The organism is Weizmannia acidilactici (assembly GCF_008974185.1).
In the GTDB taxonomy this organism is placed as follows: Bacteria; Bacillota; Bacilli; order Bacillales; family Bacillaceae_C; genus Weizmannia; species Weizmannia acidilactici.
In genome coordinates, this window is record NZ_BKZP01000001.1 from 132,354 (window position 1) to 155,079 (window position 22,726).

Below are 22,726 nucleotides of genomic sequence, written 5' to 3' on the forward strand. Positions count from 1 at the left end.
ACATGAGCAAAATACGTATTTACGAGTATGCGAAAGCTCATCATACTTCAAGCAAGGAAGTCATATCGAAATTAAAACAAATGAATATAGAGGTATCCAATCATATGTCGATGATCGATGGGGAAACTGTAAGTAAGCTGGATGCTTTCTACAGCGGAAAGAAGCAACATTCGGACGGGAAAAAACAAAACGTACAAAAAGCGCCTGCAAAACGTGAAAGGAATGAAAAAGCCGAGAAAGCACAGCCTGAAGGCCGCGAACACCATGAAAAGAGCGGAAAACAAAGGCAGAAAAACGGGAATCACGGAAACGGCAATATGAAAAAGCAAGCGCGTGAAAACAATGTGAAACCTTTCAACAAGCAAAAGAAAAACAAGAAAAATAAAAATGCCAAACAACAGCCACAGCCTGCCCAAAAGAAAAAGGAACTGCCTGAAAAAATTACGTTCACCGAATCGCTGACAGTGGCGGAACTGGCGAAAAAGCTGAACCGTGAGCCGTCCGAAATTATTAAAAAATTGTTCCTATTGGGCGTTGTGGCAACGATCAACCAGCAGCTCGACAAAGACGCAATCGAGTTGATTGCCTCGGAATACGGCGTGAAAGTCGAAGAAGAAGTTGTCATCGACCAGACGGATTTGGAAACGTATTTTACGGAAGACCGTGAAGAAGACCTTGAAGTCCGCCCGCCGGTTGTCACCATTATGGGCCATGTCGACCATGGGAAAACAACGACACTTGATTCCATCCGCCACACGAAGGTCACTGCAGGGGAAGCAGGCGGCATTACACAGCATATCGGTGCGTACCAGGTCAAAATTGATGGTAAAAAAATTACGTTTTTGGATACGCCCGGTCATGAAGCATTTACGACGATGCGGGCGCGCGGGGCGCAGGTAACTGATATTACGGTTCTTGTCGTCGCGGCTGATGACGGCGTGAAGCCGCAGACTGTGGAAGCAATCAACCACGCAAAAGCAGCAGATGTGCCAATTATTGTTGCTGTCAATAAAATTGACAAACCGACGGCTAATCCGGAGCGGGTCATGCAGGAATTGACAGAATACGGACTGATTCCGGAAGATTGGGGCGGCGATACGATTTATGTCCCGATTTCCGCTTTAACGGGGGAAGGAATCGATAACCTGCTTGAAATGATTTTACTTGTCAGCGAAGTGGAAGAACTGAAAGCCAACCCGAACCGGCGTGCGCTCGGCTCAGTCATTGAAGCGCGCCTTGATAAAGGCCGCGGCCCTGTTGCAACATTGCTCGTGCAAAATGGCACGCTGCATGTTGGCGATCCGATCGTTGTCGGCCATACTTACGGGCGTGTCCGCGCAATGGTCAATGACCTCGGACGCCGTGTAAAAGAAGCCGGCCCGTCCACGCCGGTCGAAATCACCGGCTTGAATGATGTCCCTGAAGCGGGCGACCGTTTTGTCGTATTCGAAGACGAGAAAACCGCGCGCCAAATTGGGGAAGCCAGAAAACAGCAGGCTGTCCAGGCGCACCGCAACGAAACGGCCCGCATCAGCCTTGACACCTTGTTTGAACAAATGAAACAAGGGGAAATGAAAGAATTAAATGTCATCGTAAAAGCGGATGTGCAAGGTTCTGTTGAAGCGCTGACCGCAGCCCTGCAAAAAATTGATGTGGAGGGCGTCAATATTAAAGTCATCCATACAGGGGTCGGTGCGATCACTGAATCCGATGTGGCGCTCGCCTCTGCGTCCAACGCGATTATTATCGGGTTTAACGTCCGCCCGGATGCCAATGCAAAACGTGCGGCCGAAACGGAAAAAGTCGATATCCGCCTGCACCGCATCATTTATAAGGCGATCGAAGAAATTGAATCGGCGATGAAAGGGATGCTCGATCCTGAATACGAAGAAAAAATCATCGGTCAGGTCGAAGTACGGCAGACGTTTAAAGTATCCAGAATCGGCACAATTGCCGGCGGCTATGTAACCGACGGGAAAATTACCCGCGACAGCGGCGTCCGCGTCATCCGCGACGGCGTCGTCATTTACGAAGGCGAAATCGATACGCTGAAACGGTTTAAAGATGATGTGAAAGAAGTCAATCAGGGGTACGAATGCGGCATCACCATTAAAAACTTTAATGACATCAAAGAAGGAGATGTCCTCGAGTCCTTTATCATGGAAGAAGTAGAAAGGGCATGATTGGCAGCGTCCGGTGCGAATTTCACATCCATGATGCCCATTCGCTGAAAGAAAAACGGGCGGTTTTGCAAAGGATGCTGACACGTCTGAAGCAAAAATACAATGTCGCGGCTGGTGAAATGGATTTCCAGGATGTATGGCAGCGGACCATGATTGAGGTAGTAACGGTCGCATCAAGCCAGGCCAAGGCAGAAAAAGAATTGCAGAGGGCGATCAAGTTTCTCGACTCTTGCCCGGAGTGGGAGCGGCTTGAAACGAATTTTGAATGGCTATAAATGAGGTGTGAGTGATGAGTCTTCGTGCGAGCAGGGTTGGCGAGCAAATGAAAAAAGAGCTGAGCGATATCATCGGCAGAAAATTAAAAGACCCGCGCGTCGGCTTTGTGACAGTCACCGATGTGGAGGTCACAGGCGATCTGCAGCAGGCAAAAGTGTTCATCACCGTTTTGGGCGATGATGAGAAAAAGAAAGAAACACTTGCCGGCTTGGAAAAAGCAAAGGGATTTATCCGGTCGGAAGTGGGCAACAGGATCCGGCTGCGCAAAACGCCTGAACTGTTTTTTGAAATCGATGAATCCATTGAATACGGCAACCGCATTGAAACATTGATTAAAAAGATTCATGACAGTGAAGAGTGACCATTGTTGGAAACTGATTGCAGCCGAAAACGGGTTCAATCGGTTTCCTTTTTTTAAGCTTTGTTTGGGGAATATTTTTCCATCACGGAGTTAAGGAGCCACATGGTAAAAGCAGCCCTTGCATAGCTGCGATAAGTATCAGGAAGGAAGTGAAATCATGGATGGGATTCTACCGCTGTGGAAACCGGCAGGGATGACTTCGCATGACTGCGTTTTTAAAATCCGGAAACGATTAAAAATAAAAAAAGTAGGCCACACCGGCACGCTCGACCCGGATGTGGAAGGGGTGCTGCCGGTCTGCATCGGACGAGCAACGAAAATTGCCGAATTTCTCACAGATGCCGGCAAAACGTATGAAGGAGAAGCAACAATCGGTTTTTCAACCACGACGGAAGACGCATCCGGAGAGACGGTAGAAAGAAAAGAAATCACCCGCCCGATCCCCCGTGAAGAAATTTTGGCGGTTTTCGCATCGCTAACCGGCCGCATAACGCAAACGCCCCCAATGTTTTCGGCGGTAAAAGTGAACGGGAAAAGGCTTTATGAGTATGCAAGGCAGGGGATCGAAGTGGAGCGGCCTTCAAGGGAAGTTGAAATTTACAGCCTCGAATTATTGGACCAGCGAGAAATCTTTGAAGGCCCGCTCGTGTCTTTCCGATTTCGCGCATCCTGCAGCAAAGGGACTTATATCCGTACCCTTGCTGTCATGATGGGCGAAAAGCTCGGCTATCCCGCCCATATGTCGAAGCTTTCAAGAACGATGGCGGGGAGTTTTTCAAAGGAACAGTGCTTCACACTTGAAGAGGTCGGTAAGTATGCAGAAGCCGGTATGGCGGAAAAATTGCTTTTCCCGATGGAAGCGGGGCTGAACCATTTGCCGAAATGGGAAATAAGTGATACATTAGCAGAGAAAGTAAAAAACGGCGCAGTATTGGAAAAAGGTGCACATTGGCAAAATGGCGGCGGCATCATGGCATTATTTCACCGCCATAAAATTATGGCAATTTATCAACCCCATCCCAAGCGGCCCGGCTTTATCAAACCGGTAAAAGTGATCAGAAATGATCTTTCAAATTTTTAATATTCCCGCATTCCCTTGTGTGAATCCGGATTTCGCGGGTACAAAAAATTTAACAGAGCCAAACTGAAAAGGGAAAAGGTGAGAAACATTGAAAGTATTGACGGTTCATCATCCCCATTCCTTCCGCCCCGGCGATTTTCCCCCGCTTGCAATCGCTTTGGGCTATTTTGACGGTATCCACCTTGGCCACCAAAAAGTGATCAGGACAGCGAGGGAAATTGCGGAGCAGAACGGCTGGAAAAGCGCGGTAATGACATTCGAGCCCCATCCTTCTGTTGTACTTGGGAAAAAAAAAGAAGGAATCGAATTGATCACACCGCTCGGGGATAAAATCAAATTGATAGAGGCACTCGGCATAGACTATTTATTTATCGTACGGTTTACCTCCAGCTTTGCAAATCTTTTGCCGCAGCAATTTGTCGATCAATATTTGGCCGTGCTGGGGGCCAAACATGTTGTGGCCGGTTTTGACTATACATACGGCAAGTTTGGCAAAGGGAATATGGGAAACCTGCCGGAATACGCAAACGGACGTTTCACGATTACAACAGTCGGGAAAGTCGTACTTGAAAATTCGGAAGAAAAGGTCAGCTCGACTTTAATTCGGACAAAAATAAGAGAAGGAAAAGTCAGGGACGTGGAACGCTTGCTTGGGCGCTATTATGAAATCAAGGGGGTCGTCGTCCACGGGGAAAAAAGGGGCCGTCAGCTCGGCTTTCCGACCGCAAACATCCAATTGCCCGATCCGTATATGCTTCCCCCGAACGGCGTTTATATTGTGCAAATGATGGTCGGGGATGTCTGGCATAACGGCTTATGCAGCGTCGGGTACAACCCGACTTTCAAAAATCCGGACGAATACGAAAAAACGACTGAAGTGTATTTGCTGGATTTTTCCGAGACGATTTACGGGGAAGAAGTTATTGTCAGGTGGCTTCGACGGATCCGTGAAGAGAAGAAATTTGACCGCGTGGAGGATTTGATTGAGGAAATGAAAAGGGATGAGCAAGCCGCAAGAAGCTACTTTGAAAAATATTGAACTTCCACTTGTGTTTTGGTTTAAAAAGTAGTATTCTATTACAGTAACAGTAACAGGAACCTATGCTTGGCAGTGCGACCCACCGACGCCTGCTCGGCACAAGGGGATTGAAGTTGAGGAGGTGAACAGTATGGCGATTTCAAAAGAACGTAAAAATGAAATCATCAACCAATTTAAAATCCACGAGAACGATACCGGTTCTCCGGAAGTGCAAATTGCTGTATTGACGGAAGAAATCAACAAATTAAACGATCATTTGCGTGTCCATAAAAAAGACCATCATTCCCGCCGCGGTTTGATGAAAATGGTTGGGAGACGGCGTAATTTGTTGACTTATCTGCGCAATAAAGATGTGCAGCGTTACCGTGAATTGATTAACCGGTTAGGCTTGCGCCGATAAATAAAATGCAGGTTGCAAAAAAGCGGGATCATTCCCGCTTTTTTGCAATGTTTATATCTCCCCTTTTCTCCGCCGCCGGATGTATCCGAAGCGCCGCCTGGTTTCTCCTTCCCATCCTGGTGCGGCCTGTACATACATAGCAATACGATTTGATTCTCTAATATGAATCATCACCCCATGCTTATCTTTAGATTGAATGTGAAACAATAGTAAGAAATAAGAAAGGAGAATTTTTTCTATATGGCACAGGACAAACACATATATACGATAGACTGGGCCGGTCGTCCGCTCACTGTGGAAATCGGCCAGCTCGCGAAACAGGCGAACGGCGCCGCACTTGTCCGCTATGGCGAAACCGCTGTCCTCAGTACGGCAACCGCCTCAAAAGAACCGAAAAATGTAGATTTTTTTCCGTTGACGGTAAACTATGAGGAACGCTTATACGCTGTCGGGAAAATCCCGGGCGGTTTCATTAAACGGGAAGGGCGCCCGAGTGAAAAGGCGATCCTTTCAAGCCGTTTGATTGACAGGCCGATCCGCCCGCTGTTCGCCGATGGTTTCCGTAATGAAGTGCAGGTCGTCAGCATGGTGATGAGCGTCGACCAAGATTGCACGCCGGAAATGGCGGCTATGCTTGGTTCCTCTCTTGCGCTGAGCTGCTCGGATATTCCGTTTGAAGGCCCGATTGCCGGCGTCATTGTAGGAAGGGTTGACGGCCGGTTCGTCATTAATCCGACGGTTGAACAGATGGAAAAAAGCGACATCAATTTAACCGTTGCTGGTACAAAAGATGCCATCAACATGGTTGAAGCCGGCGCCAAGGAAGTGCCGGAAGAAGTGATGTTGGAAGCGATCATGTTCGGCCATGAAGAAATTAAACGCCTGATTGAATTCCAAGAAAAAATTATTGCCGAAGTCGGAAAAGAAAAAATGGCTGTGGAACTGTTTGAACTCGATCCGGAACTGGTGGAAAAGGTCAGCTCCATGTGCCGGGAAGACATGGTGAAAGCGATCCAGGTGCATGAAAAGCAGGCCCGCGAAGAGGCGATCAAAGCGGTCAATGACCGGGTGCTTGAGCAGTTTGAGGCTGAGGAAGCCGACGAAGAGACGATAAAACAGATTAAGCAGATTCTGCATGATATCGAAAAAGAGGAAGTCCGTAAGCTGATCACTGTCGATAAAATCCGCCCGGACGGCCGCAAAATCGATGAAATCCGGCCGCTTTCCTCCGAAGTGGGCGTTTTGCCGCGCACGCACGGCTCGGGGCTGTTTACCCGCGGACAGACGCAGGCTTTAAGTGTTTGTACATTGGGCGCTTTAGGTGATGTGCAAATTTTGGACGGACTTGGCATTGAAGAATCGAAGCGCTTTATGCACCATTACAATTTCCCGCCGTTCAGTGTAGGAGAAACCGGGCCGATGAGAGGGCCGGGACGTCGCGAAATCGGGCACGGGGCATTGGGAGAACGCGCCTTGGAACCGGTCATTCCGGATGAAAAAGAGTTCCCGTACACGATCCGGCTTGTTTCTGAAGTTTTGGAGTCGAACGGTTCCACTTCGCAGGCAAGCATCTGCGCTTCCACCCTTGCAATGATGGATGCCGGGATTCCGATTAAAGCACCTGTTGCCGGGATTGCAATGGGGCTTGTCAAAAATGGGGAGCATTATACGATTCTAACGGATATCCAGGGTATGGAAGACCATCTTGGGGACATGGACTTTAAAGTTGCCGGGACCGCAAAAGGCGTTACTGCGCTACAAATGGATATTAAAATCGACGGATTGTCAAGGAAAATTTTGGAAGAGGCGCTGCAGCAAGCCAGAAAAGGCAGGATGCAGATTCTCGATCATATGATGTCGACAATATCGGAAACGCGTGACCATCTGTCCATCTATGCACCGAAAATTTTAACGATGACGATCAATCCGGATAAAATCAGGGATGTCATTGGGCCGAGCGGCAAACAAATCAATAAGATTATCGACGAGACAGGCGTCAAAATCGATATTGAACAGGATGGCACGATCTTTATATCGTCAACGGACGAAGAAGCAAACAACAAAGCGAAGAAAATCATCGAAGACATCGTCCGCGAAGTGGTTGTCGGCCAGGTTTACCTTGGCAAAGTGAAACGGATCGAAAAATTTGGTGCGTTTGTTGAAATTTTTAATGGGAAAGACGGCCTTGTCCATATTTCGGAACTTGCGGAAGAACGCGTGCGCAGAGTGGAAGACGTCGTCAAAATCGGCGATGAAATTTTGGTGAAAGTGACGGAAATTGACAGTCACGGCCGCATCAACTTATCCCGCAAAGCGGTATTAAAAGAACAGCGCGAGAAAAAAGAGCATAAACCGCGATGAAAGTCAGGGAACCCTGGCTTTTTTTATTTGTGCTGCGCCTCCGTTCTACGTCTCCCTTTTTTTTCATATTTTTTAAAAGAAGGGGGAAAATAACGTGAATAAAGCAAAACACTTGATTGCAGTTGCCTTGATTGCTATTCTAGCATTGTTGCTTGTGGAAAATCCGCTGTCGGACCAATACATACGTGAACGCCCTGCCATTACGGCACAGCAAAATCAGTTATATGCAAAAATTGAACAAGCCGCAAAACGTTATTCCCGCCCTCCTGAAAATGCGCGGATTGATCCGGTTTGGAAGGCGATTCCCGGCTACAACGGAGTAGAAGTGGATAAAAGGGCATCTTACGAAAAAATGAAGAAAGACGGGCGTTATGATGAACGTAAGTTGGTGTTTAAGCAGATTCCCCCGGCCATCCACTTAAAAGACCTGGACGCCGCCCCTGTCTATACGGGAAACCCGGACAAACCGATGGTCGCATTTTTGATCAATGTTGCCTGGGGAAACGAATATTTGCCGGATATGCTAAAAACTTTAAAAAAGTACAATGTCCATGCTACTTTTTTCTTAGAGGGAAGATGGGCAAAAGAAAATCCGCATCTTGCCAATATGATTGTAAGCGGGGGGCATGAAATCGGAAACCATTCCTATACCCACCCCGATTTAAAAACTTTATCGGCAGCCCAGGTCAGAAAACAGTTGGAACAGACGAACCGCGTCATTGAAGCGATAACAGGAGAAAAAGTGAAATGGTTTGCACCGCCAAGCGGGAGTTACCGGGATGAAGTCGTGAAGCTCGCAAAGTCTATGGATATGGGGACGATCATGTGGACGGTCGATACGATCGATTGGCAAAAACCGGCTCCCGATGTGATTGTCCAGCGCGTTATTTCCGAAGCGCGCGGCGGTTCGCTGATCTTAATGCATCCAACCGCTTCAACGGCAAAAGCGCTGGAACCGATGATATTGCAGTTAAAAAAGAAAAATTTAAAAATCAGCACCGTTTCAAAAGTGCTTGACGAAGAAAGAATCATTAAAAGTGAAGATGGAAAATTTATAAGCGGTGAAAATGAACGCCGCTCCAGTTCTGGAAATTTTGACAGCGACTGAAATGCATGAGCAGGGAGGCACATACATGATCCAGAAATACACTTGCAAAAACGGCTTAAGGATTGTGCTTGAAGAGATTCCAACCGTCCGTTCGGTTGCAATCGGCATTTGGATCGGCACGGGCTCGAGAAATGAAAATGAAAAAAACAACGGGATTTCCCATTTCCTTGAGCATATGTTTTTCAAAGGGACAGAAAAAAGAAGCGCGAAGGACATTGCAGAAGCCTTCGATTCGATCGGCGGCCAGGTGAATGCTTTTACCTCGAAAGAATATACCTGCTATTATGCAAAAGTACTTGATACGCATGCGCCGATTGCGCTCGATTTATTGGCGGATATGTTCTTCCACTCCACCTTTTCGGAAAAGGAAATGGAACGCGAAAAAAGTGTCGTCAATGAAGAAATCAAAATGTATGAAGATACGCCGGATGATATTGTCCATGATTTGCTCGGCAAGGCTGTATACGGGGACCACCCGCTTGGCTATCCGATTTTAGGGACGGAAGAGACGCTGGCATTGTTTACGAGCGATGACCTCCACCAATACGTTTATGATATGTACACGCCTGACCGTGTTGTCATATCGGTTGCCGGGAATGTCGGTCCGTCGTTTATCAAAGACATCGAAGCGCTTTTCGGATCATACGAGGGCGGAAATGTGAAACGCCGGGGCGAGGCGGCAGTATTCCATACGAATGACCTTGCGCGCAAAAAGGAAACGGAACAGGCCCATTTATGTTTAGGGTTTGAAGGAAAGGCGATCGGCAGTGAAGATATTTACGATTTGATCGTATTGAATAATATTCTGGGCGGCAGCATGTCCTCCAGGCTTTTCCAAAATGTGCGCGAACAGCGGGGGCTTGCATATTCCGTATACTCTTACCACACTGCTTATAAAGACAGCGGCATTTTAACGATTTACGGCGGAACAGGCGCATCTCAGCTGGACGAACTTTTTGACACTGTACTGGAAACGCTCAAGACGCTGAAAACAAAAGGAGTAACGGAAAAAGAAGTGCAGAACAGCAAAGAACAGTTAAAGGGGAGCCTGATGCTCAGCCTGGAAAGCACAAACAGCAGGATGAGTCGCAACGGGAAAAATGAACTGCTCCTGAAAAAGCACCGCTCGCTTGATGAAATGATTGAGCAGATTGACCGCGTGACGGTGGAAAAAGTGAATGCCTGCGCGCGGCAAATTTTCTCGGACCGCTATTCGGCGTCACTCATCAGTCCGGACGGAAAATTGCCGGGCCGCCTTTCTTAAAACCGGCATATCCCTTCCCTGTTGGACATAAAATGGAAACAGTCCATCTAGAAAGAAGGGGAAATATGCGGCTCAGCGAACTAAGCGGCAAGGAAATGGTCGATTTTAAAAAAGCGGAGCGGCTCGGGGTATTGGGGCAGACCGACCTGGAAATTGATGAAAAATCCGGGAAAGTCGAGACCCTGATTATTCCGGTCGGAAGGCGTTTTAGGAAACAGGCGTACGAAATCCGTGTTCCGTGGAACCGGATCCGGACAATCGGCGCGGACATGATTATTTTGGAGGTTCCTGAAAACCAATACAGTTATTAAAAGGCAAAGAAAAGCGCCGGGGTTTTCCCGGCTTTTTTCTTTGCCTTTTTTCACAGAAACCATGCCCGTGTCATAAGATATGGGGAAATCACCCAATGATCATTCACAAAAGAAGGTGAAGCCGTTGTTGACAGGACTGCAAATTGCGATTATTGGCGGGGATGCGCGCCAACTGGAAGTGATCCGTAAACTGGCGGATCTGGACGCGAGAATCTCACTAATCGGTTTTGAACAGCTGGATTTTGTATATTCCGGCGTCACAAAAGAGAAATTTAAAGACATCAATTTTGCCGAAATGGACTGTATCATTTTACCGATTACTGGAACTGCCGGCGACGGGAAAATAGAATTAATTTTTTCGAACGAAGAGGTCGTTTTGACGGAAGATATTTTGGTGGAAACACCACCGTATTTCACGATATATACCGGCATCAGCAATGAATATTTGAATCAGCTTGCCAAAAAAGCGGATCGCCGCCTCGTCAAATTGTTCGAGCGGGATGATGTCGCGATTTACAACTCCATCCCTACTGTTGAAGGGACAATCATGATGGCGATCCGGCATACCGAATTCACGATTCACGGCTCCAATGTCGCCGTCCTTGGTCTGGGAAGGGTCGGCATGAGCATTGCGAGAGCTTTTCATCACCTCGGGGCCCGTGTCAAAGTCGGTGCGAGAAAAAGCGAGAATTTGGCCAGGATTACGGAAATGGGGCTTAAACCGTTCCATTTGAAACAGCTGGAGCAGGAAGTGAAAGATATCGACATCTGTATCAATACGATTCCGCACCTTATCGTCAATGCTTCGGTGATTCAAAAAATGCCGGCGCATACGCTCATTCTTGATATTGCTTCAAAACCGGGGGGCACGGATTTCCGATATGCCGAAAAGCGCGGTATTAAAGCATTGCTCGCGCCGAGCCTGCCGGGGATTGTTGCGCCGAAAACAGCCGGCCGGATTCTCGGAAATGTCCTTGCGCAGCTGATTGAAGAAGATGTATTAAAAAGAAAGGAGTCTTTATGATGGGTTTGAAAGGAAAAAGAATCGGGTTTGGATTAACCGGTTCCCACTGCACTTACCAGGCCGTTTTCCCGGAAATAGAGAAACTCGTGGCGGCAGGGGCGGAAGTCATTCCAGTTGTGACGCACACAGTCAAAACAACGGACACGAGATTCGGCAAGGGATCGGAATGGGTGGAAAAAATCGAAAAGATAACCGGCCGTAAAGCAATTGATTCAATCGTTGAGGCTGAGCCGCTCGGGCCAAGCATTCCGCTCGACTGTATGGTCATTGCGCCGCTGACCGGTTTTACAATGAGCAAACTCGCCAATGCCTTGACGGATTCGCCCGTATTGATGGCCGCAAAAGCTGCGCTCAGAAATTTGAAGCCTGTCGTGCTCGGCATATCGACAAATGATGCATTGGGATTAAACGGTGTCAATTTGATGCGGCTGATGGCAACGAAAAACATCTATTTTATTCCTTACGGCCAGGATGACCCCGACAAAAAGCCGAACTCGATGGTTGCGAGGATGTCGAGCCTGCTTGACACCGTTTCGCTGGCGCTTGAGGGCAAACAAATCCAGCCCGTCATTATCGAGCGCTTCCGCGACGGGAAATGATCAATGTACGGAAACTGAGCGGAAAAATAAAAAAATTAACACGGCACAGCAAGACATGTGATACAATAAAAGCTATAAAGATGAATTAGGTTTTGTATCTGGAAGGGGAATGCTGAATGGCGAATACAGCAGGTTATCACGTAGCAGTTGTCGGTGCAACCGGTGCAGTCGGCCAGCAAATGGTCCAAACATTGGAAAACAGGAATTTTCCAATTAAAAAATTAACGCTTTTATCTTCCTCACGCTCCGCCGGTAAAAAAATGGCCTTTAAAGGTGAAGAAATTACAGTACAGGAAGCGGTGCCTGAAAGCTTTGAAGGAGTGGACATCGCCCTATTCAGCGCGGGGGGAAGCGTCTCGAAAAAATTTGCGCCTGAAGCTGTAAAGCGCGGTGCCATTGTCATAGATAACACGAGTGCATTCCGTATGGAAAAAGATGTGCCACTCGTCGTACCGGAAGTAAACGAAGAAGATATTAAAAAACATAACGGCATCATTGCCAACCCAAATTGTTCAACGATCCAGATGGTCGTGGCGCTGGAACCGATCCGCAAACAGTTTGGCCTGAAACGGGTCATCGTTTCCACTTATCAGGCGGTATCCGGCTCGGGGGCGGCCGCGGTCAGGGAACTGAATGAGCAGACGAAAACATTGCTCGAAGGCGGGTATTATGAGCCGCAGGTGCTGCCGGTTAAAGGCGATAAAAAGCATTTCCAAATTGCTTTTAATGCCATTCCACAAATTGACGTGTTTACGGAGAACGGCTTTACATTTGAAGAAATGAAAATGATCAACGAAACGAAAAAAATTATGCATATGCCGGAGTTAAAAGTATCCGCAACATGTGTGCGCATTCCGGTCGCTACCGGCCATTCGGAATCTGTTTATTTTGAAACCGAAAAAGAAGGCGTAACGGTAAAGCATATCCAGGAAGTACTGGAGCCGGCACCGGGTGTTGTGCTGGAAGACAAACCGGAAGAGCAAATTTATCCAATGGCGATCAATGCGGTTGGCAAATATGACACTTTTGTCGGGCGGATCCGCAAAGATCCGGATGAAAGCAACGGATTCCACATGTGGGTTGTTTCGGACAATCTGCTGAAAGGGGCCGCCTGGAATTCCGTGCAAATTGCGGAAAGCCTCATCAAGCTTGGACTCATTTAATTGTACGCAAGTTAGGCTAACCATTTTGCGGCTTAGGTGATAAGATAAAGAGGAAGCAAAGTTTCCGAATGATGCCGGGTTTTTTGCATAAGGCCCAGTTTGCCGGGTATTCCATAAAAAGCAGGCAAGACATTCCCTGTTAAAGAGTGTGGGGTAGGATTCTGCGCTTTGCCGGCAGAGCAGTAAACTGCACGGGGCCATAAAACCGGGCGATTTGCCAAGTAAATCACACCCGCTATATGCTGGAATAGTTGCTCTTATTCTTAAGTTGACGATAGAGGTGTTCATAATTGAAATTAATTGTCCAAAAATTCGGCGGTACATCCGTACGGGACCATGATGCAAGAATGCATGCCAAACACCATGTGGAAAAGGCGCTTGAAGAAGGCTATAAAGTGGTCGTTGTTGTTTCCGCGATGGGCCGTAAAGGCGAGCCGTATGCAACAGACACGCTTCTGTCTCTCGTCGGCGCATCCGAAACGCTTTTAAACAGGCGCGAACAGGATTTGCTTTTGTCCACCGGCGAAATTATCTCAAGCCTTGTGTTTACCAATATGTTAAAGGCGCACGGCATAAAAGCCTGCGCCCTGACCGGTGCCCAAGCAGGCTTTCGCACAAACGCCGAGCACACAAATGCAAAGATCATTGACATGAAGTGTGACCGTGTGCTGCGTGAATTGGAGGATCATGATGTAGTTGTGGTTGCCGGGTTCCAGGGGGCGGCAAAAAACGGTGATGTTACAACGCTCGGACGCGGAGGCAGCGATACATCCGCAGCTGCGCTTGGGGCGGCGCTCCATGCTGAGTGGATTGATATCTTTACCGATGTGGAAGGCATTATGACAGCCGATCCGCGCATTGCCGAAAACGCGCGAAAACTTCCGGTTGTTACCTATAACGAAGTTTGCAATATGGCGTATCAGGGGGCGAAAGTGATCCACCCGCGCGCTGTTGAAATCGCGATGCAGTCAAAAGTACCGATCCGCATCCGCTCCACCTATTCTGATGATGTCGGAACGCTTGTAACATCTTTAAACCACCGCCAGAAAGTCGGAACTGATATAAGGGAGCGGACGGTTACAGGGATTGCGCACGTATCAAATATCTCACAGGTGAAAGTCTTTGCCAAAGACGGCCAGTACGACCTGCAGACGGTTGTATTCAAAGCGATGGCGGCGGAAAATATCAGCGTCGATTTTATCAATATTTCTCCAAACAGCGTCGTTTATACGATTTCGGAGGATGTGGCAGATCGTGCCGAAGCGGTGTTAAAAAAATTGGGGCACAAGCCGATCATTGAGCGGAACTGTGCCAAGGTGTCGATTGTCGGCGCAGGTATCGCAGGAGTGCCGGGCGTAACGTATAAGATTGTTTCGGCACTGTCCGAAAAAGGGATCCGTATTTTGCAGTCCGCCGACAGCCATACAACGATTTGGGTGCTCGTGATGCAGAAAGATCTCGTCGCTGCTGTAAACGCCCTTCATGATGCATTTAATTTGGAAAGTGAAACATACAATATCCAAGCGTAAAATTTTGGCAAGTTTCCTTGCCGATACAGTTTCAAAGGCTGCGGCGATTGCAGCCGGATGAAGGAGTGTAAGTATGAGTCGTTTCGGAAGAGTTTCAACCGCAATGGTTACGCCTTTTGACCATAAGGGGAATCTGGATTTGCAGAAGGCAGCCCAGCTTGTCAATTATTTGATTGAAAACGGGACAGAATCACTTGTCGTTGCCGGGACAACGGGAGAATCTCCGACATTGTCCCCTGAAGAAAAAATTGCGCTTTTCAAGCAGGTTGTGAAAGCTGCAGGCGGCCGTGTACCGGTGATTGCGGGGACAGGAAGCAACAACACATATGCTTCGATCGAATTGACAAAAAGGGCGGAAGAATGCGGTGTGGACGCCGTGATGGCTGTGGGCCCGTATTACAATAAACCGAATCAGGCCGGTATGTATGCGCATTTCAAAGCGATTGCCGAGTCCACAAGCCTTCCTGTCGTCATTTACAATATCCCGGGCAGGTCGGTTGTCAATATTGAACCGGAAACCATCATTGAGCTTTCCCAAATTCCAAATATCGTTGCGGTAAAAGAGGCGAGCGGGAATTTGGATGCGATGGCGCAAATCATTGCCCACACTCCGGATGATTTTGATTTGTACAGCGGGGATGACGGCCTGACAATTCCGGTGCTTTCAATCGGCGGTTCCGGGGTCATTTCTGTTGCTTCCCATGTTGCTGGGCCGGAAATGCAGGAGATGGTGCAGGCCTTTTTGGCCGGGAATGTGCGAAAAGCCGCCCAATTGCATCAAAAGCTGCTTCCGCTGATGCGCGGCTTATTTAAGGCGCCGAATCCGGTGCCGGTAAAAACAGCCCTGCAAATCAAAGGGCTGGATGTTGGCGGTGTACGCCTGCCGCTTGTCCCGTTGACAAAAGAAGAGCGGGAGCAAATCCACCGCCTGCTGGATGATCTCCGGCGGTAGAAGTACAGGGTTGTCCCAAAAGTCAGTAATTGACTGGGGGCGTCCCTTTTTTTATGCATTGAGATAACGTGACATTCGCGAGACTCCAGCGGGAATAGTAAGCCAGGCGAGCCTCCCCGTGCCGGGATAACTAACGAGAGAGAGCTCGCGGATGCCGCGGAAATCGTGCTAAGCGAATTTCATGTCTAGATATCGTTCTATGATGTAAAAATGTTTCGCTGCCAAATGTCGAGCTTGTGAATAATTTGTCGATTGAAATATCCTCTCCTGTTCATTGACCAAATATGCCCTTTTCGGTTAAGCTATACATAAGAGAAAGGAACGGACAGTATTTTATGATTGGGCAACAGCGCCCGTTTGGATAGGTTTTGGGACGGTACAATTGAATAATCGGTGCTAGCTTTTATACGGACGGCCATTGGGCTTTTTTGAAACGGAAGATGGCGCAGAGCCAGTCGCTTATTTTTTTATGCCGTAAAATAGAGCCGAAAGTGGCGCGGACGAATAAACAGGCCCGGTAATCCTATAATCTATCGGTAATAGAAGATGATTCCTGCTCTGCAATTTTTTTGGACAACATGGGAGGAATAGTGATTTGTTTAAAGGAAAAAATGATCCAATAAAGGTTATTCCTTTAGGAGGAATTGGAGAAGTCGGAAAGAATTTGTATGTGGTGGAAATCGGCCATGATATTTTTGTGCTCGATGCGGGCCTGATGTTTCCGGAGGATGAAATGCTCGGCATTGACATCGTCATTCCGGATTTTAGCTATTTACTTGAAAATAAGCACCGCATCAAAGGCATTTTTTTGACGCACGGCCACGAAGATGCCATCGGGGCCCTTCCTTACATCCTGATGAAACTGCATGTGCCTGTTTATGCAACGAAGCTGACCATCGCGCTTGCGAGAGAAAAAGTAAAAGAAGTCAGATTGAAAAAGAATATCCTATTTACGGAAGTCGATGCGGACAGCGTCTTGCATTTTGATTCGGCGGATATCCGCTTTTTCAAAACTACGCACAGCATTCCGGATTCTGTCGGGATTTGTATTTCAACACCGGAAGGGAATATCGTCTACACGGGCGATTTTAAATTTGACCAGGAAGTTACCGGCCATTACCGTTCGGATATCGGGAAAATGGCGAAAATCGGCGAAGAGGGTGTGCTGCTTTTGTTGTCAGACAGCACTGAAGCGGAACATCCAGGTTTTACCACCCATGAGTCGGCTGTTGCTGAAGAAATTACAAATGCTTTCTATGAAGCGAAAGGCAGAATCATTGTAGCCAGCTTTGCTTCAAACTTAATCAGGGTTCAGCAAATCCTGGATGCGGCGCATATCACGGGCCGTAAAGTCGCTTTTGTAGGAAATTATTTAGAAAAAATATATAAAATTGCTTTAAAATTAGGATATTTAAAAACGCAGACAGAAGACCTCATTATTCCTGTGCAAGATATTTCGAAATACCGTGATGATGAGCTCGCGATATTGACGACGGGCAGCCAGGGCGAGCCGTTTTTGGTACTGCAGAAAATGGCGAAGAAAGCCCATAAGCAGATTAACATCCAAAAAGGGGATACCGTATTATTGGCGACAACACCTTCCCCGGGATTGGAACTATTTATGACAAAAACGATTGATATGCTGTACCGCGCCGGCGCCGAAGTTTACTCGAGCAAACGGAAAATCCATGTGACAGGGCACGGCTGCCAGGAAGATTTAAAACTGATGCTGAATCTGATGAAGCCGAAATTTTTTGTGCCGATCCAGGGGGAATACAGAAGCTTGTACGCCCATGCAAAACTGGCGCATCAAATCGGCATTCCGAAAGAATCAGTCATGATTTCAAGCAATGGTGAAGTGCTGGAATATAAGCACGGAAAATTTTCGGCCAGCGGGCGGGTTGCTTCTGGCAATATTTTAATTGACGGGATCGGCGTCGGCGATGTCGGCAATATTGTGCTGCGCGATCGCCGCTTATTGTCCCAGGACGGCATTTTAATAGTCGTCGTCACACTTGATAATAAACATAAAAAAATTGCCGCCGGGCCTGAAATTATTTCGCGCGGGTTTGTATATGTACGCGAATCCGAGAAATTAATCAGCGACTCGGCAAGCCTCGTAAAAGAAGTGGTGGAACAAAATACATCCAAAGATTCGTTTGACTGGACGAGTATTAAACAGGATATCCGCGACCATCTCAGCTCATTTTTGTACGAACAAACGAAAAGGCGCCCGATGATTTTGCCGATTATTATGGAAGTCTGAAGGGCCGGCCCCGCTTTCAAGAAACCGATGCGGGGCTGTTTTGTTGAATGAAAATTCTTCAGAAGCAAATAATAAGGCGGAAAGGCGTTTATGCCCTTACATTAATAATTAAAGGGGTTAAAAAAATGAGCGATGAGCAATTGCCGAATAAAGAAGAACGGAAAGAAGAAAACCAATCTTCCACGCTTGTTGAAAAAATCCAGCAGCTCGGCCAGACAAATGTTCCGCAGCTGCCGCAGGATTCTAATATCCACTGCCTGACCATTGTCGGCCAGATTGAAGGGCATCTGCAGCTTCCGCCCCAAAATAAAACGACAAAATATGAACACATCATTCCCCAGCTTGTAGCCATTGAACAAAACCCGAAAATTGAAGGGCTTTTGGTGATCCTCAATACAGTTGGTGGGGATGTGGAAGCAGGGCTGGCGATTTCCGAAATGCTCGCTTCCATGTCGAAACCGACTGTATCCATCGTGCTGGGCGGTGGGCATTCGATCGGCGTCCCGATCGCCGTATCGTGCCGGTATTCTTTCATCGCGGAAACCGCCACGATGACCATTCACCCGATCCGGCTGACCGGCCTTGTCATCGGTGTTCCGCAAACATTCGAATATTTGGATAAAATGCAGGAAAGGGTCATTAAGTTTGTCACGCGTCATTCAAAAGTGGACGAAGAAGTTTTTAAAGATTTAATGTTTGCAAAAGGAAACCTGACAAGGGATATTGGAACGAATATTGTCGGCCAGGAGGCGGTCAAGTACGGGCTGATTGATGAAGTGGGCGGCATCGGCAAAGCTTTGGAAAAATTAAACAGCCTCATTGAAACAATGCGGAACAAAAAAGAGGGGCTGATCCAATGATTCTCCATACGATGATGCCACATGAACTCATGTTTCCGGAAGAAGCGGGCTTTAGCCATTTTGAAACGTTAAATGTCCAAGGCGTTCCGGTTTTGGCCGAGCAGCTGGATGAAGGGTACCGGATTGTCAGAATCCTCAGCACGAATCCGTATGATTTCCTGCGGCCGGGATTGGCCCCTGGAAATGTGGTCCGGCATGCTGGGTTTTAAAACAAAACTGATATGGGATATGCTATAATATGTACAAGAAAAGCAGCCGCCATTGGCTGCTTTCTTACCATAGGTATCCGGGTATTTTTTTACGGAAAAATTTCGTTTGACTTGTTGAAGGTGATGAAATGGCAAAAAAGAAGAGGCGCAGAAGGAAAAAAGCGGCTGAACAAATAAAAATAGATTTAAAGTTTGAGTTAATCGGTCTCATTATCTTCGTGCTGGGCATTTTTACGCTGTATGACATCGGCAAAACAGGGACCACTTTCATCCTGTTGTTCCGCTTTTTTTTCGGCCAGCTGTACTGGATTGCCGTTTGCGGCCTGATGGTTCTTTCCGGTTATTTGATGATTAAAAGGGAGTGGCCGAAATTTTTCTGCGTCCGCATAACCGGGTTTTATCTATTATTTGCCGGCACCCTCCTTTATTTTCACGTGCGGCTCATCGAAGCTTTAGCCAATGCGCATGAATTATCCGGAAACAGTGTGATCATGAATACGCTCGGCATATGGCATAAAGATGAACAAGTTTGGTGGCAAATTGTGCTCGGGAGGGATGTGCACGGCAATCTCTTCGGCACCCGGCTTGGCGGCGGCATGACGGGCGCGGTTTTATACGCGGCATCGCATTTTTTATTCGATGCACTCGGGACAAAAATCCTCTGTGTTGTGCTTGTAATGATTGCCTTCATGTTCTTGACCGGCAAACCGCTCAGCCCGTTATTGGAAAAATCGCTGGAAAATCTCTATGCATTTTTCAGGAAACAATGGGCACAATCTAAAGAGGAATTTTCAAATTGGAAGGATGGAAAAAGGAAAAAGAAAGAGAAAAAGCGGCAGAAAGAGCAGGCGCAACAAAGCGGTTCTGTCCCTTCCAAAATACAAGAGGGAGGAAACGGGCAGCAGGCTGCGGTCATTGAAGAAACCCCCCCGCCGATTATTTCAAGTTTTACGGAACAATATGAAGGGGAAACCGGGCAGCCGGATCAGCAGGTTCATGAAGCGCCTATTGAAGAAACGGATGAGGATCATTCCCCTCCTATAAAGTTTACGGAATATGAAAATGAAGACTACCAATTGCCGCCTATTACGTTATTAAAAAGGCCGCGGGCTGCGGACCAAAGCAGCGAGTATAAAGCCATCCATGCAAACGCGGCAAAACTTGAGCGAACGTTCCAAAGCTTCGGGGTAAAAGCGCGTGTCACACAGGTACATTTGGGTCCTGCCGTTACAAAATACGAAGTGCATCCAGATGTGGGTGTAAAAGTAAGCAAAATTGTCAGCCTGAGCGACGATATCGCTTTGGCCCTTGCTGCAAAAGATATCCGCATGGAAGCGCCGATCCCTGGGAAATCGGCGATCGGGATCGAAGTGCCGAACAGGGAAGTTGCCGTCGTGTCGTTAAGGGAAGTGCTAGAAGGAAAAGAAAACAATCCGGCATTAAAACTTCAAATTGCTTTAGGGCGCGACATCACGGGACAGGCGGTTTTGGCCGAATTGAACAAAATGCCCCACCTGCTTGTTGCGGGCGCTACAGGAAGCGGGAAAAGCGTGTGCATCAACGGCATTATTACCAGCATTTTAATGCGTGCCAAACCGCATGAAGTAAAGCTGATGATGATTGACCCGAAGATGGTGGAGCTGAATGTATACAACGGCGTCCCGCATTTGCTGGCGCCTGTTGTCACGAACCCGAAACGGGCTTCCCAGGCGCTGAAGAAAGTCGTCAATGAAATGGAGCGCAGGTATGAGCTGTTTTCGCATACAGGAACGCGCAATATTGAAGGGTACAACGACCATATGAAAAAAATCAATATCGAAACCGGGGACAAGCAGCCGCTTCTGCCATATATCGTCGTGATTATTGACGAACTGGCCGACTTGATGATGGTGGCATCAGGCGATGTCGAAGACTCGATCACAAGACTTTCACAAATGGCGCGGGCTGCCGGCATCCATCTCATTATTGCAACCCAGCGGCCGTCCGTTGACGTCATTACTGGCGTCATCAAAGCCAATATTCCGTCCAGGATTGCCTTTGCGGTTTCATCAGCAACTGACTCGAGGACGATTTTGGATATGGGCGGTGCCGAAAAACTGCTCGGAAGGGGCGATATGCTTTTCCTCCCGGTGGGCGCTTCCAAGCCGATCCGCGTGCAGGGCGCATTCCTTTCCGACGAGGAAGTTGAAGAGGTCGTTGATTTTGTTATATCCCAACAAAAAGCCCAGTACCAGGAAGAAATGATTCCGGAAGAGAACCAGGATCAGCCGGATGATTTTGAAGATGAGCTGTATGATGATGCCGTCCTCTTAATCTCGGAAATGCAGACCGCATCCGTTTCTATGCTGCAAAGGCGTTTCCGGATCGGCTATACAAGGGCGGCAAGGCTGATCGATGCGATGGAAGCGAGAGGTGTAGTCGGGCCGTATGAAGGGAGCAAACCACGTGCCGTTTTAATCCCAAAACCGTCGGAAGAACAAAGCTCGTGATGCATTTTATTCCCTATCCGGACGCTATCCGAATGATAAAAAGGCAGCGTGACTTTTTTCGACAAAAAAACAAATTTATGTTTATTTCACCAATAAAAAATGATATATTAATTTCGTTAAGTAGGATAACGGGAAGAAAAGCTTACGCAGTTATCCGCAAAAAATTATCCCAGGGGGGACTCAAGTGAAAACGCGCAAATTTGGTTTAGCTCTCGCTATCGTACTGGCAGTAGGGACGCTTCTCGCTGCGTGCGGTTCGAACAGCGGCAATTCAGGCAGCGGAAATAAGGACAAGTTCACCGTTGCCCTGGTAACAGACACGGGCGGCATTGACGACCGTTCTTTTAACCAGTCTGCATGGGAAGGCCTTCAGCAATTCGGCAAGGATAACAACATGACGCAAGGGAAAAACGGTTACGACTATCTGCAATCCAAATCGGATGCGGATTACACGACGAACTTAAACACAGCGGTCCGTAACGGTTTTGACCTTGTTTACGGGGTTGGCTATAAACTCCAGCCTGCGATTGAAAAAATTGCCGATCAGCGCAAAAATACAAATTTTGCGATTATCGACAGTGTTATCACCGGCAAGAAAAATGTTGCAAGCATTACATTTAAAGAGGAAGAAGGCTCTTTCCTTGTCGGGGTTGTGGCCGGCATGGCGACAAAATCCAATAAGATCGGATTTATCGGCGGTACTGACAGCGACTTGATCAATAAGTTTGCAGCGGGCTTCAAAGCCGGCGTAAAAGCCGCCAATCCAAAAGCGGACGTGCAAATCCAGTATGTCGGTTCTTTTGATGATGCCAGCAAAGGGCAATCGATTGCTTCCGCGATGTATAAATCCGGCGTCGATGTCATTTACCATGCAGCCGGCGGAAGTGGCAAAGGCGTATTCACAGAAGCAAAAAACATTAAGCAGGACGATCCGAGCAAAAATGTCTGGGTCATCGGCGTTGACCGTGACCAGGCTGACGAAGGCCAGGTTACAGTGAAAGGCAAAGATTACAATGTAACGTTGACCTCGATGGTAAAACGAGTAGATAAAGCCGTGATCGATTTATCGACAAAGGCGAAAAACGGTAAATTCCCTGGCGGAAAAACAATTGTCTACGGTTTGAAAGAAGATGGTGTTGGTATTGCGCCGACACAGGACAATTTGACGCCTGAAATGAAAGCCGCAGTAAAAAAATGGACACAAAAAATCATTAATGGGGATGTTACCATTCCATCCAAATTAAAATAATT

At 47.6% G+C, this 22,726-nt stretch carries 20 protein-coding genes; all 20 read left to right on the plus strand.

What is annotated here, in order from left to right; translation table 11 throughout:
• The first annotated feature begins 2 nt into the window (after nucleotides 1-2).
• The 20 genes from infB to BpJC4_RS00760 all read left to right on the plus strand — a co-directional run bounded on the left by infB (nucleotide 3) and on the right by BpJC4_RS00760 (nucleotide 22,724).
• Complete coding sequence (gene infB, locus BpJC4_RS00665) at nucleotides 3-2,183, plus strand: translation initiation factor IF-2 (protein WP_151697414.1); 2,181 nt, start codon at nucleotides 3-5, stop codon at nucleotides 2,181-2,183.
• Complete coding sequence (locus tag BpJC4_RS00670) at nucleotides 2,180-2,458, plus strand: DUF503 domain-containing protein (protein WP_151679171.1); 279 nt, start codon at nucleotides 2,180-2,182, stop codon at nucleotides 2,456-2,458. Before infB ends, BpJC4_RS00670 begins: the two co-directional genes overlap by 4 nt.
• 14 nt (nucleotides 2,459-2,472) lie before the next feature.
• Nucleotides 2,473-2,820 (plus strand): 30S ribosome-binding factor RbfA, encoded by a 348-nt coding sequence (rbfA, locus tag BpJC4_RS00675; RefSeq protein WP_151697415.1) that lies wholly within the window; start codon nucleotides 2,473-2,475, stop codon nucleotides 2,818-2,820.
• 157 nt (nucleotides 2,821-2,977) lie between these two features.
• Nucleotides 2,978-3,901 carry a tRNA pseudouridine(55) synthase TruB gene (gene truB, locus BpJC4_RS00680; protein WP_151679173.1) on the plus strand — a complete coding sequence of 308 codons (924 nt, stop codon included), beginning with the start codon at nucleotides 2,978-2,980 and terminating at the stop codon, nucleotides 3,899-3,901.
• Between the two features lie 88 nt (nucleotides 3,902-3,989).
• Nucleotides 3,990-4,940: a riboflavin biosynthesis protein RibF gene (gene ribF, locus BpJC4_RS00685; RefSeq protein WP_151697416.1), complete on the plus strand. Its 951-nt coding sequence runs from the start codon at nucleotides 3,990-3,992 to the stop codon at nucleotides 4,938-4,940.
• A gap of 130 nt (nucleotides 4,941-5,070) precedes the next feature.
• The gene (rpsO, locus tag BpJC4_RS00690) at nucleotides 5,071-5,340 is read left to right on the plus strand and encodes a 30S ribosomal protein S15 (RefSeq protein ID WP_151679175.1); all 270 of its coding nucleotides are present in this window, start codon (nucleotides 5,071-5,073) and stop codon (nucleotides 5,338-5,340) included.
• Nucleotides 5,341-5,580: 240 nt separating this feature from the next.
• The gene (gene pnp / locus BpJC4_RS00695) at nucleotides 5,581-7,701 is read left to right on the plus strand and encodes a polyribonucleotide nucleotidyltransferase (RefSeq protein WP_151679176.1); all 2,121 of its coding nucleotides are present in this window, start codon (nucleotides 5,581-5,583) and stop codon (nucleotides 7,699-7,701) included.
• 94 nt (nucleotides 7,702-7,795) lie between these two features.
• A complete protein-coding gene (locus BpJC4_RS00700; RefSeq protein ID WP_151679177.1) occupies nucleotides 7,796-8,809 on the plus strand; it encodes a polysaccharide deacetylase family protein in 1,014 nt (337 codons plus the stop codon).
• Between the two features lie 25 nt (nucleotides 8,810-8,834).
• Nucleotides 8,835-10,073: a M16 family metallopeptidase gene (locus BpJC4_RS00705; protein ID WP_151697417.1), complete on the plus strand. Its 1,239-nt coding sequence runs from the start codon at nucleotides 8,835-8,837 to the stop codon at nucleotides 10,071-10,073.
• Between the two features lie 65 nt (nucleotides 10,074-10,138).
• A complete protein-coding gene (locus tag BpJC4_RS00710) occupies nucleotides 10,139-10,384 on the plus strand; it encodes a YlmC/YmxH family sporulation protein (RefSeq protein WP_151679179.1) in 246 nt (81 codons plus the stop codon).
• A gap of 124 nt (nucleotides 10,385-10,508) precedes the next feature.
• Nucleotides 10,509-11,408 carry a dipicolinic acid synthetase subunit A gene (gene dpaA / locus BpJC4_RS00715; RefSeq protein ID WP_151679180.1) on the plus strand — a complete coding sequence of 300 codons (900 nt, stop codon included), beginning with the start codon at nucleotides 10,509-10,511 and terminating at the stop codon, nucleotides 11,406-11,408.
• Nucleotides 11,408-12,007, plus strand: coding sequence for a dipicolinate synthase subunit B (locus BpJC4_RS00720; RefSeq protein ID WP_151679181.1), 600 nt, complete (start codon nucleotides 11,408-11,410; stop codon nucleotides 12,005-12,007). The genes dpaA and BpJC4_RS00720 overlap by 1 nt, the downstream gene beginning before the upstream one ends.
• Nucleotides 12,008-12,123: 116 nt before the next feature.
• On the plus strand, nucleotides 12,124-13,170 hold the full coding sequence (gene asd / locus BpJC4_RS00725) for an aspartate-semialdehyde dehydrogenase (RefSeq protein WP_151679182.1): 1,047 nt from the start codon (nucleotides 12,124-12,126) through the stop codon (nucleotides 13,168-13,170).
• Nucleotides 13,171-13,460: 290 nt separating this feature from the next.
• Complete coding sequence (gene dapG / locus BpJC4_RS00730; RefSeq protein WP_151679183.1) at nucleotides 13,461-14,699, plus strand: aspartate kinase; 1,239 nt, start codon at nucleotides 13,461-13,463, stop codon at nucleotides 14,697-14,699.
• A gap of 73 nt (nucleotides 14,700-14,772) precedes the next feature.
• Nucleotides 14,773-15,651 carry a 4-hydroxy-tetrahydrodipicolinate synthase gene (dapA, locus tag BpJC4_RS00735; RefSeq protein ID WP_151679184.1) on the plus strand — a complete coding sequence of 293 codons (879 nt, stop codon included), beginning with the start codon at nucleotides 14,773-14,775 and terminating at the stop codon, nucleotides 15,649-15,651.
• 595 nt (nucleotides 15,652-16,246) lie between these two features.
• Nucleotides 16,247-17,917 carry a ribonuclease J gene (locus tag BpJC4_RS00740; protein WP_151679185.1) on the plus strand — a complete coding sequence of 557 codons (1,671 nt, stop codon included), beginning with the start codon at nucleotides 16,247-16,249 and terminating at the stop codon, nucleotides 17,915-17,917.
• Between the two features lie 125 nt (nucleotides 17,918-18,042).
• Nucleotides 18,043-18,777, plus strand: a complete 735-nt coding sequence (locus BpJC4_RS00745; protein WP_151679186.1) for a ClpP family protease — start codon at nucleotides 18,043-18,045, stop codon at nucleotides 18,775-18,777.
• The gene (locus tag BpJC4_RS00750; RefSeq protein ID WP_151679187.1) at nucleotides 18,774-18,986 is read left to right on the plus strand and encodes a YlzJ-like family protein; all 213 of its coding nucleotides are present in this window, start codon (nucleotides 18,774-18,776) and stop codon (nucleotides 18,984-18,986) included. The genes BpJC4_RS00745 and BpJC4_RS00750 overlap by 4 nt, the downstream gene beginning before the upstream one ends.
• A gap of 128 nt (nucleotides 18,987-19,114) precedes the next feature.
• Nucleotides 19,115-21,475 (plus strand): DNA translocase FtsK, encoded by a 2,361-nt coding sequence (locus BpJC4_RS00755; RefSeq protein ID WP_151679188.1) that lies wholly within the window; start codon nucleotides 19,115-19,117, stop codon nucleotides 21,473-21,475.
• A gap of 184 nt (nucleotides 21,476-21,659) precedes the next feature.
• Entirely contained in the window at nucleotides 21,660-22,724 is a 1,065-nt protein-coding gene (locus tag BpJC4_RS00760) for a BMP family lipoprotein (RefSeq protein WP_151679189.1), read from the plus strand.
• Nucleotides 22,725-22,726 lie beyond the last annotated feature (2 nt).